Annotated in this window: 14 protein-coding genes; 10 read left to right on the top strand and 4 right to left on the bottom strand. The window is 66.3% G+C overall.

What is annotated here, in order from left to right; all coding sequences use genetic code 11:
- Window positions 1–15: 15 nt before the first annotated feature.
- Both ACQY78_RS11155 and ACQY78_RS11150 read right to left on the bottom strand, forming a co-directional pair.
- A complete protein-coding gene (locus ACQY78_RS11155; RefSeq protein WP_428685577.1) occupies window positions 16–1,269 on the bottom strand; it encodes an alginate O-acetyltransferase AlgX-related protein in 1,254 nt (417 codons plus the stop codon).
- 66 nt (window positions 1,270–1,335) lie between these two features.
- The gene (locus ACQY78_RS11150) at window positions 1,336–3,672 is read right to left on the bottom strand and encodes a xanthine dehydrogenase family protein molybdopterin-binding subunit (RefSeq protein WP_428685575.1); all 2,337 of its coding nucleotides are present in this window, start codon (window positions 3,670–3,672) and stop codon (window positions 1,336–1,338) included.
- Between the two features lie 79 nt (window positions 3,673–3,751).
- On the opposite strand from ACQY78_RS11150, the gene ACQY78_RS11145 reads away from it, so the two are divergent.
- The 3 genes from ACQY78_RS11145 to ACQY78_RS11135 are packed head-to-tail and all read left to right on the top strand — an operon-like array spanning window position 3,752 to window position 6,989.
- Complete coding sequence (locus tag ACQY78_RS11145) at window positions 3,752–5,449, top strand: hydantoinase B/oxoprolinase family protein (RefSeq protein WP_428685573.1); 1,698 nt, start codon at window positions 3,752–3,754, stop codon at window positions 5,447–5,449.
- Window positions 5,446–5,973, top strand: a complete 528-nt coding sequence (locus ACQY78_RS11140; RefSeq protein WP_428685571.1) for a hypothetical protein — start codon at window positions 5,446–5,448, stop codon at window positions 5,971–5,973. The genes ACQY78_RS11145 and ACQY78_RS11140 overlap by 4 nt, the downstream gene beginning before the upstream one ends.
- On the top strand, window positions 5,970–6,989 hold the full coding sequence (locus ACQY78_RS11135; protein WP_428685570.1) for an asparaginase: 1,020 nt from the start codon (window positions 5,970–5,972) through the stop codon (window positions 6,987–6,989). Before ACQY78_RS11140 ends, ACQY78_RS11135 begins: the two co-directional genes overlap by 4 nt.
- A gap of 8 nt (window positions 6,990–6,997) precedes the next feature.
- On the opposite strand, the gene ACQY78_RS11130 is transcribed toward ACQY78_RS11135, so the two are convergent.
- On the bottom strand, window positions 6,998–7,384 hold the full coding sequence (locus tag ACQY78_RS11130; RefSeq protein WP_428685568.1) for a DUF983 domain-containing protein: 387 nt from the start codon (window positions 7,382–7,384) through the stop codon (window positions 6,998–7,000).
- 74 nt (window positions 7,385–7,458) lie between these two features.
- On the opposite strand from ACQY78_RS11130, the gene ACQY78_RS11125 reads away from it, so the two are divergent.
- The 3 genes from ACQY78_RS11125 to cydB are packed head-to-tail and all read left to right on the top strand — an operon-like array spanning window position 7,459 to window position 11,280.
- Window positions 7,459–8,832: a PLP-dependent aminotransferase family protein gene (locus ACQY78_RS11125; RefSeq protein ID WP_428685566.1), complete on the top strand. Its 1,374-nt coding sequence runs from the start codon at window positions 7,459–7,461 to the stop codon at window positions 8,830–8,832.
- Between the two features lie 10 nt (window positions 8,833–8,842).
- Window positions 8,843–10,276: a cytochrome ubiquinol oxidase subunit I gene (locus ACQY78_RS11120; RefSeq protein WP_428685564.1), complete on the top strand. Its 1,434-nt coding sequence runs from the start codon at window positions 8,843–8,845 to the stop codon at window positions 10,274–10,276.
- Window positions 10,273–11,280 (top strand): cytochrome d ubiquinol oxidase subunit II, encoded by a 1,008-nt coding sequence (cydB, locus tag ACQY78_RS11115; RefSeq protein ID WP_425069926.1) that lies wholly within the window; start codon window positions 10,273–10,275, stop codon window positions 11,278–11,280. The genes ACQY78_RS11120 and cydB overlap by 4 nt, the downstream gene beginning before the upstream one ends.
- Window positions 11,281–11,401: 121 nt before the next feature.
- On the opposite strand, the gene ACQY78_RS11110 is transcribed toward cydB, so the two are convergent.
- Complete coding sequence (locus ACQY78_RS11110; RefSeq protein ID WP_428685562.1) at window positions 11,402–11,749, bottom strand: MliC family protein; 348 nt, start codon at window positions 11,747–11,749, stop codon at window positions 11,402–11,404.
- Window positions 11,750–11,798: 49 nt separating this feature from the next.
- Between ACQY78_RS11110 and ACQY78_RS11105 the strand changes: the two genes are divergently transcribed.
- From ACQY78_RS11105 to ACQY78_RS11090, 4 genes are read left to right on the top strand one after another with little or no spacing between them, the layout of a single operon-like run.
- Window positions 11,799–12,593: an alpha/beta fold hydrolase gene (locus tag ACQY78_RS11105; RefSeq protein ID WP_428685560.1), complete on the top strand. Its 795-nt coding sequence runs from the start codon at window positions 11,799–11,801 to the stop codon at window positions 12,591–12,593.
- A 5-nt stretch (window positions 12,594–12,598) separates the two neighbouring features.
- Window positions 12,599–13,774, top strand: a complete 1,176-nt coding sequence (locus ACQY78_RS11100) for a M20 aminoacylase family protein (RefSeq protein ID WP_428685558.1) — start codon at window positions 12,599–12,601, stop codon at window positions 13,772–13,774.
- Window positions 13,771–14,304: a hypothetical protein gene (locus ACQY78_RS11095; RefSeq protein ID WP_428685556.1), complete on the top strand. Its 534-nt coding sequence runs from the start codon at window positions 13,771–13,773 to the stop codon at window positions 14,302–14,304. The genes ACQY78_RS11100 and ACQY78_RS11095 overlap by 4 nt, the downstream gene beginning before the upstream one ends.
- Window positions 14,301–14,909, top strand: a complete 609-nt coding sequence (locus tag ACQY78_RS11090) for a DsbA family protein (protein ID WP_428685554.1) — start codon at window positions 14,301–14,303, stop codon at window positions 14,907–14,909. The genes ACQY78_RS11095 and ACQY78_RS11090 overlap by 4 nt, the downstream gene beginning before the upstream one ends.

The raw sequence follows: 14,909 nt of genomic DNA, 5'->3' as shown, positions 1-14,909 counted from the left end.
GTTCAGCGGGAGGCTCTAGCGAGCCTCCCGCATCTTCGCGAGCGCGGCGGCCAGGCGCTTGGCCGCGATTTCGGTGCCGAGCTCGGTCCAATGGCCGTCCGAGACCCGGTAGGTGTTCGCCACACCCTTGAAATCGTCTTCCAGGTCGACGACCGTTATGCCCTGCGCTTCCAGCTCCGCACGCAACTTGCGATGCATGAGCTCGCGCTGCCTGGGGAAGCTCATGTATTGCGGCCAGGGGCTCCAGAATTCGGCATAGCTTGGATCGACCACGCCTACGGGGGCCAGAGCGATCGCGAACTCGATCCCGCGTTCGCGCGCCAGGTCGCGGGCACCCAGTAGCCAGGTCATGGTCGCGGCGATCGCCTTTTTGTCCAAGGATTGTTCGAGCTCCGCCGGGGTCAACGGCACCGTCCAGTTGGCGGTCTCCCAGTCGACCATGCTGGCGAGCCACCAGGCCTGGATATACTCCTCGTCGCGGTCGCGCGGTTCGAGCCGGTCCCAGAACTTGTCGCCGCCGCGCGACAGGATCTCGCGGATCACCTTCTCGTCCTTGTCGGGGTAGTAGTAGGTCTTGACCAGCCGGACCATCGCATCGAGGCGTTCGGCACGCGGCAGCTTGATGATCTTCTGCGCCTCGTCCGGCGGCGCCTTGTTGCCGCGACCGAACTCCGACAGGCCAAGCCGGTTCACGAGCAACCAGGTGAGACGGGGAGCGACGGCGCCGAGCCATGAAGGTTGCGGCCGCTCGGCGATGGGCGGCGGGATGCGCCACGGCGAAAGCGCATCTGACACGAAGTCGTTGCCCGAGAAGAACATGACGACCAGCGCGTCCGGCTGCAGCGACAGGGCGATGTTGCGGATGCGGTAGTAGTATTGAGGCGGCCCGGTCGCGGAGATGCCGAGGCTGGTCACCTCCCAGTCGCGGTGGCCTTGCGATTGCCAGAGCTGCTCCAGCCTCATGCCGACCGATTTTTCGACGAAGGCGCCTTCGAGGAAGCTGTCACCGACGAGGACCGTCCGGAAGGTTCCGGCCGGCTTCTGCAGCGGATGCTCGCGATCGCGCATGCCCCAGCTGTTGTAGGTCGGAACCGGCTGTGTGCCGGTGAGCGTGCTCGCGACGGACGCGTTGGAAACCTCGATCGGCCGCAACTCACGCGCCGGCCAGGGCGGCACGACGAATGAGCTCAGCAGTTCGAGGCCGGCCACCGTGACCGCCACGAGCAGGACCGCGAAGATGCCCGAGAACCAGAGACGCTTGTGCTTCATCGGGCCTGCTCATAGCCGATCAGCGGCGTCTCTCCAACGGGAGGCAATCGTTCCTCGCGGTGCCCGTCAGCCGTTGAGCGCCGCCCACACCCGCTCCGGCGTCGCCGGCATGTTGATGTGCTTGCCGCCCAGCGCGTCGGAAATGGCGTTCATCACCGAGGGCAGGGAGCCCGCGCAGCCGGCCTCGCCGCAGCCCTTGGCGCCCAGCACATTCGTCTTCGCCGGCACCGAATGGTAGTCGATCTTGAAGGACGGGGCGTCGCCCGCCCGCGGGATCGCATAGTCGGTGAAGCTGCCGGTGAGCGGCTGGCCTTCCTCGCTGTAGACGACATGCTCGAAGATCGCCTGGCTGATGCCCTGGACCACGCCGCCATGGCTCTGGCCCTCGACCAGCAGGGGATTGATCACCGTGCCGAAGTCGCCGACCATCGTATACTTCACGACCTCAACATGGCCGGTATCGGGGTCGATCTCGACCTCCGCGACATGGGTGCCGTTGGGATAGGCCGACGGAGCCGCCTCGTGGACGTGGCTGACGTCGAGCGTAGTGGGCACGCCCTCGGGCAGCTTCATGCCGCTGCGCAGTTTGCTGGCCAGTTCCAGGATGCCGATGCCGCGGTCGGTGCCGACGATCTCGAAGCGGCCGAGCTTGAATTCGATGTCGGCGGCGGAGGCTTCGAGTGCGACGCCCGCGATCTCCTTGCCCTTCTCGATCACCTTGTCAGACGCTTCGACGATCGCCGCGCCCGACGCCATGATCGATTTGGAGCCACCGGTGCCGCCGCCGGCGATCAGCAGGTCGCTGTCGCCCTGCTTCAGCTTGATCCGGTGGAACGGGATGCCGAGCTTGGTCGTGAGCACCTGCGCGAAGGCCGACCAGTGGCCCTGACCATAGTCCAGCGTGCCGGTGATGATCGTGACGTCGCCATTCTCCTCGAAGCGGAGGCCGCCCATCTCGTTCGTGGGCGGCGCCGTCACTTCGAGATAGTCGCCGATGCCGAGCCCGCGCAGCTTGCCGCGGCTGGCGCTCTCCTGCTTGCGGGCGGCAAAGCCCGACACGTCCGCCAGCTCCAGCGCCTTGTCGAGCAGCACGGTGAACTCGCCGCTGTCGTAGGTCGTGCCCGACGCGGTCTTGTAGGGCATTTCATCGGGCCTGATGTGATTGCGCCGGCGCATCTCCATCTGGTCGAGACCCATCTCGCGGGCGGCGGTGGCGATCAGGCGTTCCATGAAATAGTTGGCCTCGGGCCGGCCGGCGCCGCGATAGGCGCCGATCGGCGAGGTGTGGGTGAAGGCCACCTTGGTCTGCACCTCGATCAGCGGCGTACGGTAGACCGCGGCGAGATTGCGAGAGACGCCCAGCGCGCCCATGGCCGCACCGACATTCGAGAGGTAGGCACCGAGATTGGCGTAGCCCTTGAGACGCACGGCCAGGAAGGTGCCGTCCTTGTCGAGGGCCAGCTCGGCATCGAAATCATGGTCGCGCCCGTGCTGGTCGCTGAGGAAGCTGCCCGAGCGGTCGTCGGTCCACTTCACCGGACGGCCCAGGATCTTCGAGGCGTGGAAGAGGCCGGCATATTCGGGGTAGGGCGAGCCCTTCATGCCGAAGGAGCCGCCGACATTGCCGGTGACGACGCGCATCTGCGCCGGCTTGATGCCTAGCAGGGCGGCCATCTGGTTCTTCAGGCCGAAAACGCCCTGGCAGCCGGCATAGAGCGTCGAGCGGTCGGTCTCCTTGTCGTAGTGGCCGATCGCCGTGCGCGGCTCCATCGCGCAGACGACGATGCGGTTGCTGACGATGTGGAGCTTCGTCACGTGCGCGGCCTTGGCAAAGGCGTCGGCAACCACGGCACTGTCGCCATACTGGAAGTCGGCGCAGACATTGTCCGGCACGTCGTCGAACACGGTCGGCGCGCCCGGCTGGGCAGCCGCGCGCGCCTCGGTGACGGCGGGCAGCGCTTCGATGTCGAGCACGACGGCTTCGGCTGCATCCCGGGCCTGAGCCGCGGTCTCGGCGACGACGAAGGCCACCGGATCGCCGACGAAGCGCACCTTGTCGGTGGCGAGCGAATAGCGGGTCGGCGTCTTCATCTGCGAGCCGTCGCGGTTGGGCACCATCATCACGGTCTTCAGCGCGCCGTAGCCCGCGGCGTTGAGATCGGCTCCGGTCCAGATCCCCAGGACGCCCGGCATGCCACGCGCTTCCTCTGCGTCGATGCCTTTCAGGAGTCCGTGTGCCACCTGGCTGCGGACCATCACCGCATAGGCCTGGCCGGGGAGGTTGATGTCGTCGGTGTAGCGGCCCTGGCCCTTCAGCAGGGTGGGGTCCTCCTGGCGCGGCACCGGCTGGCCGACGCCGAATTTCATCAAATCGAGATTGTCCGCATCGAGGGGCGCGTTCATGGGGATTCCGCTTCGAAAAGTGGGGGATTTGAACGGCATCATAGCGCAGGGAGGCATGGCCTGTGCTAGTGATTCGGACATGTCGAACCTCGATCCCGTCACATTGACAGTCATCCAGAACGGCCTGGTCCAGGTCTGCAACGAGATGGACCTGGCTTTCGTGCGTGCGGCCTTCTCCCCGGTGATCTCCGAGGGCATGGACCGCTCTGACGGCATCTACGACACCGTCGACGGCTCGCTGATCGCCCAGGGCGAGCTCGGCCTGCCGGTATTCGTCGGTACCATGCAGTTTTCCACCCGCGCCGTGATCGAGAGGGTGAAGACGCATTATGCCGGCAAGGTCGATCCGGGCGACGTGTTCATCGTCAACGATCCCTATCTCGGCGGCACGCATCTGATGGACGTCCGCTTCGTGAAACCGTTCTTCTACAAGGGCGAGCTGTTCGCCTGGCTGGCCAACACCGGCCACTGGCCGGATGTCGGCGGCATGGTGCCAGGTGGCTTCTCCGCCAGCGCGACCGAGGTCGAGCAGGAGGGCCTGCGGCTGCCGCCCGTGAAATTCTTCAAGAAGGGCGAGATGGACCAGGAGATCCTGTCCATCATCATGTCCAACATCCGCATCGCCGATCAGCGCATCGGTGACATCAAGGCGCAAGCCGCCGCGCTCACCACGGGCGAGGTGCGGCTCACCGAGCTGATCGACCGCTACGGCGCCGACGTGGTGCGGGCGGCGATCGCGGAGATGCGCCATCGTGCCGAACGGCAGATGCGCGCCAAGATCGCCGACATTCCCGACGGCGTCTATGAAGGCACCTCGCAGGTCGACAGCGACGGCGTCGTCGACGAGCCGCTCACGATCAGGATGAAGATCACGAAGAAGGGCGACGAGCTCACCTTCGACATGACCGGATCGAGCCCGCCCTGCCGCGGCCCGATGAACAGCGTGATCGCCACGACCAAGTCGGCGATCTATCTCGCGGTGAAGCACGTCTTTCCCGACGTGCCGATCAACGCCGGCACTTTCGAGCCGCTGCGCATCGTCGAGCCCGAAGGCACGTTCCTGTATGCGAAGTATCCCCGGCCGGTGTCTGGTTGCGCGGCCGAGGTGAGCCAGCGCATCGCCGAGGCGGTGTTCGCGGCCCTCACCAAGGCCATTCCCGACCTGTTGTTCGCCGCGCCCGCCGGAACCTCCGGCAACCTGGGCATCGGCGGCTACGATCCCGAGCGCAAGCGCAACTACATCATGTATCTCTTCACCGGCGGCGGCTATGGCGGCTTCCAGGGCGGTGACGGTCTGAGCAACGGCTGCTCGACGATCGGCATTTCCAAGATGCCGCCGGTCGAGGTGCTGGAGCAGTTCTACCCCGTGCTGTTCGAGGAGTTCTCCCTGCGCGAAGGCTCGGGCGGCGCCGGCGAGTTCCGCGGCGGCTTCGGGATCAATTACGCCATCAAGCTCCGTCGCGGCGAGGCCCGCGTCTCGATGGTGATGGATCATGGCCGTACCGGCCCGCAGGGCGTGCTGGGCGGCAGTGCCGGCGGCACCAACACGGTGCAGGTCGACCAGGGCGGCAAGGCCTACCATCCGCCGCACATTTCCAAGGACCAGGACATCGAGATCGGTGTCGGCGACGTGGTGCGCGTGTCGACGCCGGGCGGCGGTGGCTTCGGCGATCCTGTCAGGCGCAGCGCCGAGGCGGTCGCCCGCGACGTGGTGCGCGGCTACTACACCGCGGCGGAAGCCCGCGAGAAATTCGGCCCGGCCCAGGCTGCCGAATGACACACTACAGACGGTCTTTGCTTGTGCTGCCGGTGGCCCTGCTGGCGGCCGACGCGGCGGCGCAATCGGTCTCGTGGTTTCCGGTCGAGGGCGCGGACAAGTCGTTCTTCGTCGAGATGCCGGGTGCACCCGTTTACAAGGTGCTCGATACGGTCTCGCCGGGCGGCACGCCCTTCGTCTATCACTCCTACAGTCTCGAATATCGCCGGCTCTCATTCGTGGCGCAGAGCGCGCTCTATCCCGCCGACGTCGACGTGCGGCAGCCGAAGCTCAACCTGCAATCCACCCTCGACGATCGCGCGCAGCGCCTGGCCGGCGGCAAATGGACCAGCGTCGACTGGAAGACGGTGCAGGGCGCGCCGGCCGTCGAATCGGTCGGTCCGCTCGCCGGCGGCACTGCGCTGCGGCAGCTCGTGCTGCTGAAGGGGCGCCGCTACGTCTCTCTTGGCTACCTCGCGCCGGCCGATGCGATGCGCGCGCCGGAGGCCGAGCGTTTCTTTCGTTCCCTGAGGCTTTTGTCATGACTCTTCCGCGTATCCAGATCCTGGCCCTCGGCGGCACCATTGCGACGGCACCGGATGCCTCGGGTGCGATGCAGATGGGGCTGGGTGCCGACGATCTCGTCGCCGCCGTGCCGCTGCTGGCCAAGCTCGCCGACATTCGCGCCGAGACGGTGTCGCGGGTCGGCAGCCATTCGCTGTCCTTCGATCAGATCCACGCGCTCGCGAAGAAGATTATGAGCCTCGACGTCGACGGCGTGGTCGTCACCCAGGGGACGGACACTCTGGAAGAGACGAGCTTCCTGCTCGACCTGCTGGTCGCGCGCGACATTCCGGTTATCGTGACGGCGGCGATGCGCAATCCCGCGCTCACTTCGCCGGATGGTCCGGGCAACCTGCTGGCTGCCGTGCGTGTGGCCTGCGATTCCTGGGTGAAGGCACACGCCAAGGAGCTGGGCGTCGTGGTGGTGATGCTGGACGAGATTTATGCCGCGTCCGAGGTGCTGAAGATCCACCCGAGTCGGCTCAATGCCTTCGCGTCGCCGCAGACCGGCCCGCTGGCGGCACTGGTCGAGGAGAGGGTCGTGCCGTTGTCGCTGCCGGTGCGCACGCCGGTCGAAGCGGCGCGCAAGCGGTTGGGAGCGGCGGCCGAGGGCAGGGAGCAGCCTGTGGCGCTGCTGTGGATGGGACTGGACGAGCCCGGCTACATTCTCGAAACGATGGTCGATCATCGCGACCAGCTTGGTTATCGCGGCGTGGTGCTGGCCGCGATGGGCGGCGGTCATGTGCCCGAGCGGGTGGCCTCCCTCGTGGGACAGCTCGCCGAGATCATCCCGACTGTGGTGACGCCGCGGGCCGGTGGCGGCCCGCTGCTGCATCACACCTATGGCGGCCCGAGTTCGGAGATCGCGCTGCGCAAGGCGGGCCTCATCTGGGGCGGCCGCCTCAATCCGCTGAAGGCGCGGGTGTTGCTCGAAACCTGCCTGCGCGCGGGGCTCGATACGGCAGCGATTGCCGAGGTCTTCGCGGCTTTCGGCTAAGAGGGCGGCTAGCAGGGCTCGGCACGCGCCTGCTTCGCTTCGGCGAAGCCGTGCATGCCCATGTGCCACTGCAGCGCGACGATCACGCCCTTGATCGGCTGAAGCAGGCCGATCGACAGGATGATCACCATGGGCGCCCATAGGAAGGTATGGAGCCAGTAGGACGGCTGGTAGGCGATCTCGACATACATCGCGATCGGCACGACGAGATGGCCCACCAGGAAGATCGTCAGATAGGCCGGGAAGTCGTCGGCGCGATGATGGTGCAGGTCCTCGCCGCAGGCATTGCAACGATCGGCCACTTTCACGAAAGCGCGGAACAGCTTGCCCTCGCCACAGGCCGGGCAGCGTCCCAGCATGCCCCGCAGAAGATAGAGACCACCCTTCCCAGCCATCATGTCCTCCATAAATTGTCAGCTTGTATATCCATACGTGTGGCCATACATTCAAGGACAAGGAGCAAGATTGTATGGATTGGAGCCCTACACTCGAGGCTGGCGGGCTGGTCTACGAGGGCATCGTTGAGGCGCTTCAGCGCGATATCGCCTCGGGCCGCCTTCATCGCGGCCAACGCCTGCCGACCCATCGGGCGCTGGCCAGAAGCTTGAACGTCGATCTGACGACTGTGACGCGTGCCTACAATGAGGCGCGCCGCCGGGGCCTGACCGATGCAAGGGTGGGGCAGGGCACTTTTGTCGCCGAAAGCCGCACGCGGCCAGCTGCCCGGGTCGCGGCGGGTATCGACGTCGACCTGTCGATGAACCTGCCGCCGTCACCCATCGAAGCCGATCTCGAAGGTCGTATTGTGCGCGGGCTGTCGGCCCTGCAGCGCGATCACGGCTTCTCCGATCTCATGAGCTACCAGCAGGCGGGCGGCAGCCTGGTGGACCGCGGCATTGCGGCCGACTGGCTGCGGCGGCGCGTGCCCACGGTCGAGGCCGACCGGCTCGTCATCTCGCCCGGCACGCAGAGCGCGCTGGTGGCGCTGCTCCTGGCGGTGACCCGGCCGGGCGACGTCGTGCTGACCGACAGGATGACCTATCCCGGCTTCAGGTCGGCAGCCGCGGCGCTCGGTGTGCGTCTCGTGGGTGTGGCCTCGGATGGCGAGGGCATGAATCCCGAAGCGCTCGCAGAAGCCTGTCGCCTACACGCGCCAAAGGCGGTCTATCTCCTGCCGACGATTCACAATCCGACGACAGCGACGATCGGGTCACAACGTCGCGAAGAGCTTGCGGCGGCCATTCGTCGTCACGATCTGATGCTGATCGAGGACGACGCCTATGGAAGTTTCGAGCCGAACCCTCTTCCGATTTCGACGCTCATTCCCGAGCGCAGCTATCTCGCCATGACGCTTTCGAAGTGCATGGCGCCGGGCTTGCGCGTGGCCCATGTGCTGACGCCCGATCGTGCGGCCGCGTCTGGCGTTGCCAACGCCTTGCGCACCGTGTCGCAGATGCCGGCGCCGTTGATGGTTGCGCTGGTCTCGCGCTGGTTCGCCGACGGAAGTGCCGACGCCATCGTTTCGGCCGTCGCTGCCGAGGCTGCGGCAAGACAAGGACTGGCGATCAAGGCGCTTTCCGGCCAGAGTTACGCGGCTCACCCGAAGGGGATTCACGTCTGGCTGAGATTGCCCAAGACGTGGACCCGCGCCGAATTCGCAGCGCACCTTCAGCGACAGGGGCTTGCCGTGGTCACGAGCGACAGTTTCAGCGTCGATGGAGAGCCGGAGCATGCGATTCGCATCGCGCTGGGCGCGGCGCGTAGTCGCTCCGATCTTGTGGCGGCGTTGGACGTCCTGGTCGTCGCACTGAAGTCGCCCGCATACGCGTCGCGCATCGTTTAGGGAGAACGTGATGTTCGAGGGACTGGACGCCATCTTCCTCGCGAGACTGCAATTCGCCTTCACCGTCTCGTTCCACTTCATCTTCCCGTCCTTCTCGATCGGCCTGGCGAGCTACCTCGCTGTGCTCGAGGGGCTGTGGCTGTGGACCGGACGACAGGTCTATCTCGACCTATTCAAGTACTGGCTGAAGATCTTCGCCCTCGCCTTCGGCATGGGCGTCGTCTCGGGCATCGTGATGTCCTACCAGTTCGGCACCAACTGGTCGGTCTTCTCCGACAAAGCGGGGCCGATCGTCGGTCCGCTGATGGCCTACGAGGTGTTGACGGCCTTCTTCCTCGAGGCAGGGTTCCTGGGCGTCATGCTGTTCGGCATGAATCGTGTGGGCAAGGGGCTGCATTTCGCGGCGACCCTCGCCGTTGCGGTCGGCACCTTCTTCTCGGCCTTCTGGATCCTGAGCGCCAACAGCTGGATGCAGACGCCGGCCGGCTACGCGATCAACGCGGGTGGCCAGTTCGTGCCGGCCGACTGGTGGGCGATCGTCTTCAACCCGTCCTTTCCCTACCGCCTCGTGCACACGGTCTTCGGCGCCTATCTGACGACGGCGCTGGTCGTCGGCGCGGTCGGCGCGTGGCATCTGCTGCGCGCCAAACCTGCCGAAAAGGGCGCGAACGACGGCGCGCGCGTCATGTTCTCGATGGCGATGGGCATGATCACCGTGGTGGCACCGCTGCAGATATTCGCCGGCGATCAGCACGGGCTGAACACGCTGGAGCACCAACCGGTCAAGGTCATGGCCATGGAAGGCCACTTCGAGAGCCATCCCCACGGCGCGCCGCTGGTCCTGTTCGGTTGGCCGGACGAAGCCGCGGGCAAGAACCTGTTCGCCGTCGAGATTCCCAAGGCCTCGTCGCTGATCCTGAAGCATTCGTGGGACGCGCCGCTGAAGGGGCTCGACACGGTCGACCGCAAAGACTGGCCGCCGGTGCCCGTCGTGTTCTGGGCGTTCCGGATCATGGTCGGCATGGGCATGCTGATGCTGACCCTCGCGGCCTTCAGCCTGCTCGCGCGCGTGCGCAAGCGCCTCTACGACTGGCCGCTGTTGCACCGGTTCGCGTTGGCAATGGGACCGGCCGGGTTCGTCGCCGTCATCGCCGGATGGGTGACGACGGAAGTCGGTCGCCAGCCCTATACGGTGTATGGCCTGCTGCGCACGGTCGATTCGGCGTCCGCGCTGGACGCGCCGGCCGTCGGTGCGTCGCTGCTGGCCTTCGTCGTCGTCTACTTCTTCGCCTTCGGTGCCGGCACCTACTACATCCTGAAGCTCATGTCCCATCCGCCGCATCTCGGCGAGGAGGGGCCGCGGCGCGACCAGCCTGTGCGGGCCGCGGGCATCACGCCCGCCCCGGCGGTGGCCGAATCGCTCGCGACCGGCAAGGAGGCCTGATCATGCCGTTCGACCTTCCTATGTTCTTCGCCTTCATCATCGCCTTCGCCATCCTGGCCTACGTCGTCATGGACGGGTTCGACCTCGGCGTTGGCATCCTCTTCCCGTTCCTGCCGGTCGGTCGCGAGCGCGACAGCGCGATCAATTCGGTGGCGCCGGTGTGGGACGGCAACGAGACATGGCTGGTGATGGGCGGCGGTGGGCTGCTGGCGGCCTTCCCGCTGGCCTACGGCATGATCCTCTCGGCGCTCTATGCGCCGATCATCGCGATGCTGCTGGCGCTGGTCTTCCGCGGCGTGGCCTTCGAGTTCCGCTGGCGCGATCCGCGTCATCGCCCGCTCTGGGACGTGGCGTTCACCGGCGGCTCGATCGTGGCGGCGCTGGCGCAGGGCATCACGCTGGGCGCCCTGCTCCAGGGCATTGCCGTCCAGAACCGCACCTATGCCGGCGGCTGGTTCGACTGGTTGACCCCGTTCAGCCTCCTCGTCGGCGTGAGCCTCGTCTGCGGCTATGCGTTGCTGGGCTCGACCTGGCTGGTGATGAAGAGCGAAGGCTCGCTACAGGAGCGTTGCCATCGGCTGGCCTTTCGCCTCGGGATTGCGACGATCGTGGCGATGGCGGCGGTGAGTGCCGCGACGCCCTTCCTGCGCGACGCCTACTGGATGCGCTGGTTCGCCTGGCCGCAGGTTCTGTTCACGGCCCAGGTGCCGGTCCTGGTGGCGATCGTCACTTTCGTGCTGTTCTGGAGCCTGCGTCGCGGGCACCACTACACGCCGTTCCTGATGGCGCTCGCTTTGTTCGGGCTGGGCCTCGCGGGCCTCGGTGTCAGCCTCTATCCATACGTGGTGCCGCCGTCGGTCTCGATCTGGGATGCCGCCGCACCGCATGACAGCCTGGCGTTCATGCTGCCCGGCGTGTTGATCATGGTGCCGATCATCCTGGCCTATACCGGCTATTCCTACTGGGTGTTCCGCGGCAAGACCGGCCACGAGGGCTATCACTGATGGGCGGTCGGTGATGCCCGGGCCGCGTCAGTGGCTGTGGTTCGTCGGCCTGTGGGCCGCCGGCGTCGGGGTCACGGCGCTGGTCGGCTACGCCATCAAGCTCTGGCTTAGATAGAGCGCCTCACGTCGTGCGGCGGGTCGGGCGACAGTTGAAGGCAAGGGGATTGCCGGCGGTTTCCCGCAGCGTGGCGAGATCGTCGCGGCCGGCCCATTCGGTGCTCGTGCTGGCGTAACGGAAGCCCGGCGCGCTGCCCTGGTATTCGAGGCGCCATGTCCGGTCGCCCAGCGTCACCGAGGCGCGATTCTTGGCGTAGATTACCGACACTTCCTTGCGGCCGTCGCAGAGATAGGCGATCCCGGTCGGCGTCGCTTCGTCGGGCGATGGCCGCGGAATCATGTTGGTCAACGGCTGCTCCTTCGGAGTGCAGCCGCCAATCAGGATCAATGCAAGAATCGACAGGCGCTTCATGGTGCGCTTACCTCCAAGGGCGAACATAGCAAATCGCCGAGGAGACGGAATGGCCCTGTTCAAGCTGCGCGACGGCGCCGAACTCTATTACGAGGTCCATGGGAGCGGCCCCACGCTGTTTCTCGTCGCTGGCCTCGGGGGCGATGGCCGCTGGTGGGGCGACAACGTGTCCGAGCTGGCGAAGACATTCACCGTCGTCGTGCACGATCATCGCGGCACGGCGCGCAGCAGCCTGTCGAGGATCGACTACAGCGTCGAGCAGATGGCCGACGATGCATTGCAGCTCATCGAGGGGCTGGGCTACGACAAAGTTCATTGGTGCGGGCATTCGACCGGCGGTGCGATGGGGCAGATCCTCGCGATCGAGCATCCGGGGCGGATCGACCGGCTGGTGCTGAGCGCCACCTGGGCCAAGACGGATGCCTTCTTCCGGCGCCTGTTCGAGGTGCGCGCGCTGATGCTGCGGGAGCTGGGGCCGGCCGCCTACCTGAAGTCGAGCGCATTGGCGCTGAACTCACCGTCCTGGGTGCGTGATCACGATGCCGATCTCGTGGCCGCCGAGGCTAAGGGACTCGACACGATTCCCGTTCCCGAGATCGTTCTGTCGCGCATCGCGGCCATCGTGGCGTACGATCGGCGCGAGCAGCTGCAGAAGGTGACAGCGCGCACCCTCGCGGTCTGCGCCCGCGACGACACGGTCACGCCGCTCTACTTCACCGAGGAGCTGGTGCGCCTGATTCCGGGCGCGCGTGCCTATGTGCTGCCGGACGGAGGCCATGCATATCCGAACGTGCACGGCGCGGAGTTTCGTCGTGTAATGACCGCCTTCCTGCTGGAGTCCTGACCGCCATGAAAATCGAACCGCTGATTGCCGCCGCTGCCGCCGAATTGACCGCCCTCCGCCGCGACATCCATGCGCACCCGGAACTGGGCTTCGAGGAGGAGCGCACCAGCACCATCGTGGCCCAGAAGCTGAAGGAGTGGGGCTGCGAGGTCACGACGGGGATCGGCAAGACCGGCGTCGTCGGTACCATCCGTGTCGGCAACAATCCGCGTGCCATCGGCCTGCGCGCCGACATGGATGCGCTGCCGATGGACGAACTCAACACGTTCGATCACCGCAGCCAGCACAAGGGCAGGATGCATGCTTGCGGCCATGACGGCCACACGGCCATGCTGCTGGGCGCCGCCAAGTATCTCGCGTCGACGCGCAACTTCGACGGTACGGTGCATCTCATCTTCCAGCCGGCCGAGGAAGGCCGCGGCGGCGCCGAGGCGATGGTCAAGGACGGGCTGTTCCAGAAGTTCCCCTGCGAGATCATCTTCGGCATGCACAACAGGCCGAAGCTCGACGTCGGCAAGTTCGCCATCCGCTCGGGCCCGCAGATGGCCGGCGGTGGCCTGTTCGACATCCACATCACCGGCAAGGGCGCCCACGGCGCGCGGCCGGAATCGGGCATCGATCCGGTCATCATCGCGACGCAGATCATCTCGGCGCTGCAGAGCGTCGTGTCGCGCAACGTGGCGGCGCTCGATTCGGCGGTGATCTCGGTGACGCAGATGCATTCGGGCGACGCCTACAACGTGATCCCCCAGGAAGCCGTGCTGCGCGGTACGATTCGCGCCTTCAAGAAGGAGACGATGGCGCTGATCAAGGAGCGGATCGAGACCATCTCCAGCGGTATCGCCCAGACGTTGGGCGGCAGCGCCAAGGCCGATGTGCGCATCGCCTTCCCGCCGCTCGTCAACGACAAGGACGCGGTGAAGTTCATCGCCGACGTGGCGGCGGAGATCGTGGGTCCGGAGAACATGAACCGCGAAGGCCCGTTCGTGATGGCCTCCGAGGATTTCTCCTACATGCTCGAACAGGTGCCGGGCGCCTTCATCAACATTGGCAATGGCGGCGGCGAAGGCGGCTGCGAGGTCCACAATCCCAGCTACGACTTCAACGACGAGGCGCTCACCCTGGGCTCGACCCTGTGGGCGCGCGTGGTCGAGAAGCGGCTGGCGAAGGACCCGCGTTGAGCACCGCCGGCGACGGCGCCAGCCGGCACTGGCTGCTGCGGGAACTCCCGTATGTGGCCATGCTGGCGCTGGCGGTCGGCGGCGTCATCCTGACCGGGTTTCGCGGGCCCACGACCTACGCCTACTGGATGGTGCTGGCGCCGATCTATGGCCTCGCCTGCGTGATGTCGGGGTGGCGGGAAGTCGACAAGACGGCCGATCACCTGCGGCTCATCGTGACGCAGGCGCTCCACTGGCTCGCCTTCCTGGCGGCGATGTGGCTGATGTTCCTGCCCGAGGTGCGCGGCGTCGTGAACGACAACGCGACCAGCCTTGCACTGTTGATCCTGCTGGCGCTCGGCACCTTCGTGGCGGGTGTTCACGCGCGGGTCTGGCGCATCTGCCTGGTTGGCCTCTTCCTCGCTGTGTCGGTGCCGGTCGTGGCGTGGATCCAGGATTCCGCCATGCTGCTCCTGGTCGGCACGTTGATGGTCGTCGCGGTCGGCGGCGCCTTCTGGTGGCTGTGGCGGCGGGAGACGCGCACACCGTGACGGAGCGCGCGACGGTCATCCTCTGGAGCGACTATGTCAGCCCCTACGCCTTCGTGGCCAAGGCGTGGGCTTACGAACTGGAGGCCGACTACGAGATCGACCTCGACTGGCGGCCCTACACGCTCGACATCGCCTCGTTCCAGGGCTCGGTCGAGCAGCGCGATCCGCATCACTGGCGCCGCGTGCGCTATGCCTACATGGACGCGAGGCGTTTCGCCAACAAGCAGGGCCTGACCCTGATGGGCCCGAAGAAGATCTACAACGGAAGGCCGATCAATACCGGCATGCTCTATGCCCGGCAGCACGGCGTGTTCCGCGCCTACAACGACCTGGCGTTCGAGCGTTTCTGGCGCCGCGATCTCGATCCCGAGAGCGTGGAAGCGGTCGGTGCCGTCCTCGCGCAGGCTGGGGCGCCTCAGGGTTTCGCCGCGTTCATCGAGGGCGAAGGCGGTGCCCGCCACGACGCTCTGCGCAGCGAGGCAGAAGCGTCGGGAATCTTCGGAGTCCCGAGCTTCGTCCTCGATGGCGAGATATTCTGGGGCGGCGATCGAGTCTTCCTGGTGCGCGAGAGACTCGACGAAAAAGGCGTGCCGCGCCGGCGCTAG

The sequence above is a fragment of the Reyranella sp. genome (genome assembly GCF_965279625.1).
In the GTDB taxonomy this organism is placed as follows: domain Bacteria; phylum Pseudomonadota; class Alphaproteobacteria; order Reyranellales; family Reyranellaceae; genus Reyranella.
The sequence above is the reverse complement of the archived record's forward strand: the minus strand, read 5'-3'. Positions and strand labels throughout refer to the sequence as shown.

Bases quoted from the DNA above. Each gene is read 5' to 3' on its own strand.
- ACQY78_RS11155 (WP_428685577.1), bottom strand. From the start codon at position 1,269: ATGAAGCACAAGCGTCTCTGGTTCTCGGGCATCTTCGCGGTCCTGCTC.
- ACQY78_RS11150 (WP_428685575.1), bottom strand. From the start codon at position 3,672: ATGAACGCGCCCCTCGATGCGGACAATCTCGATTTGATGAAATTCGGC.
- ACQY78_RS11145 (WP_428685573.1), top strand. From the start codon at position 3,752: ATGTCGAACCTCGATCCCGTCACATTGACAGTCATCCAGAACGGCCTG.
- ACQY78_RS11140 (WP_428685571.1), top strand. From the start codon at position 5,446: ATGACACACTACAGACGGTCTTTGCTTGTGCTGCCGGTGGCCCTGCTG.
- ACQY78_RS11135 (WP_428685570.1), top strand. From the start codon at position 5,970: ATGACTCTTCCGCGTATCCAGATCCTGGCCCTCGGCGGCACCATTGCG.
- ACQY78_RS11130 (WP_428685568.1), bottom strand. From the start codon at position 7,384: ATGGCTGGGAAGGGTGGTCTCTATCTTCTGCGGGGCATGCTGGGACGC.
- ACQY78_RS11125 (WP_428685566.1), top strand. From the start codon at position 7,459: ATGGATTGGAGCCCTACACTCGAGGCTGGCGGGCTGGTCTACGAGGGC.
- ACQY78_RS11120 (WP_428685564.1), top strand. From the start codon at position 8,843: ATGTTCGAGGGACTGGACGCCATCTTCCTCGCGAGACTGCAATTCGCC.
- ACQY78_RS11110 (WP_428685562.1), bottom strand. From the start codon at position 11,749: ATGAAGCGCCTGTCGATTCTTGCATTGATCCTGATTGGCGGCTGCACT.
- ACQY78_RS11105 (WP_428685560.1), top strand. From the start codon at position 11,799: ATGGCCCTGTTCAAGCTGCGCGACGGCGCCGAACTCTATTACGAGGTC.
- ACQY78_RS11100 (WP_428685558.1), top strand. From the start codon at position 12,599: ATGAAAATCGAACCGCTGATTGCCGCCGCTGCCGCCGAATTGACCGCC.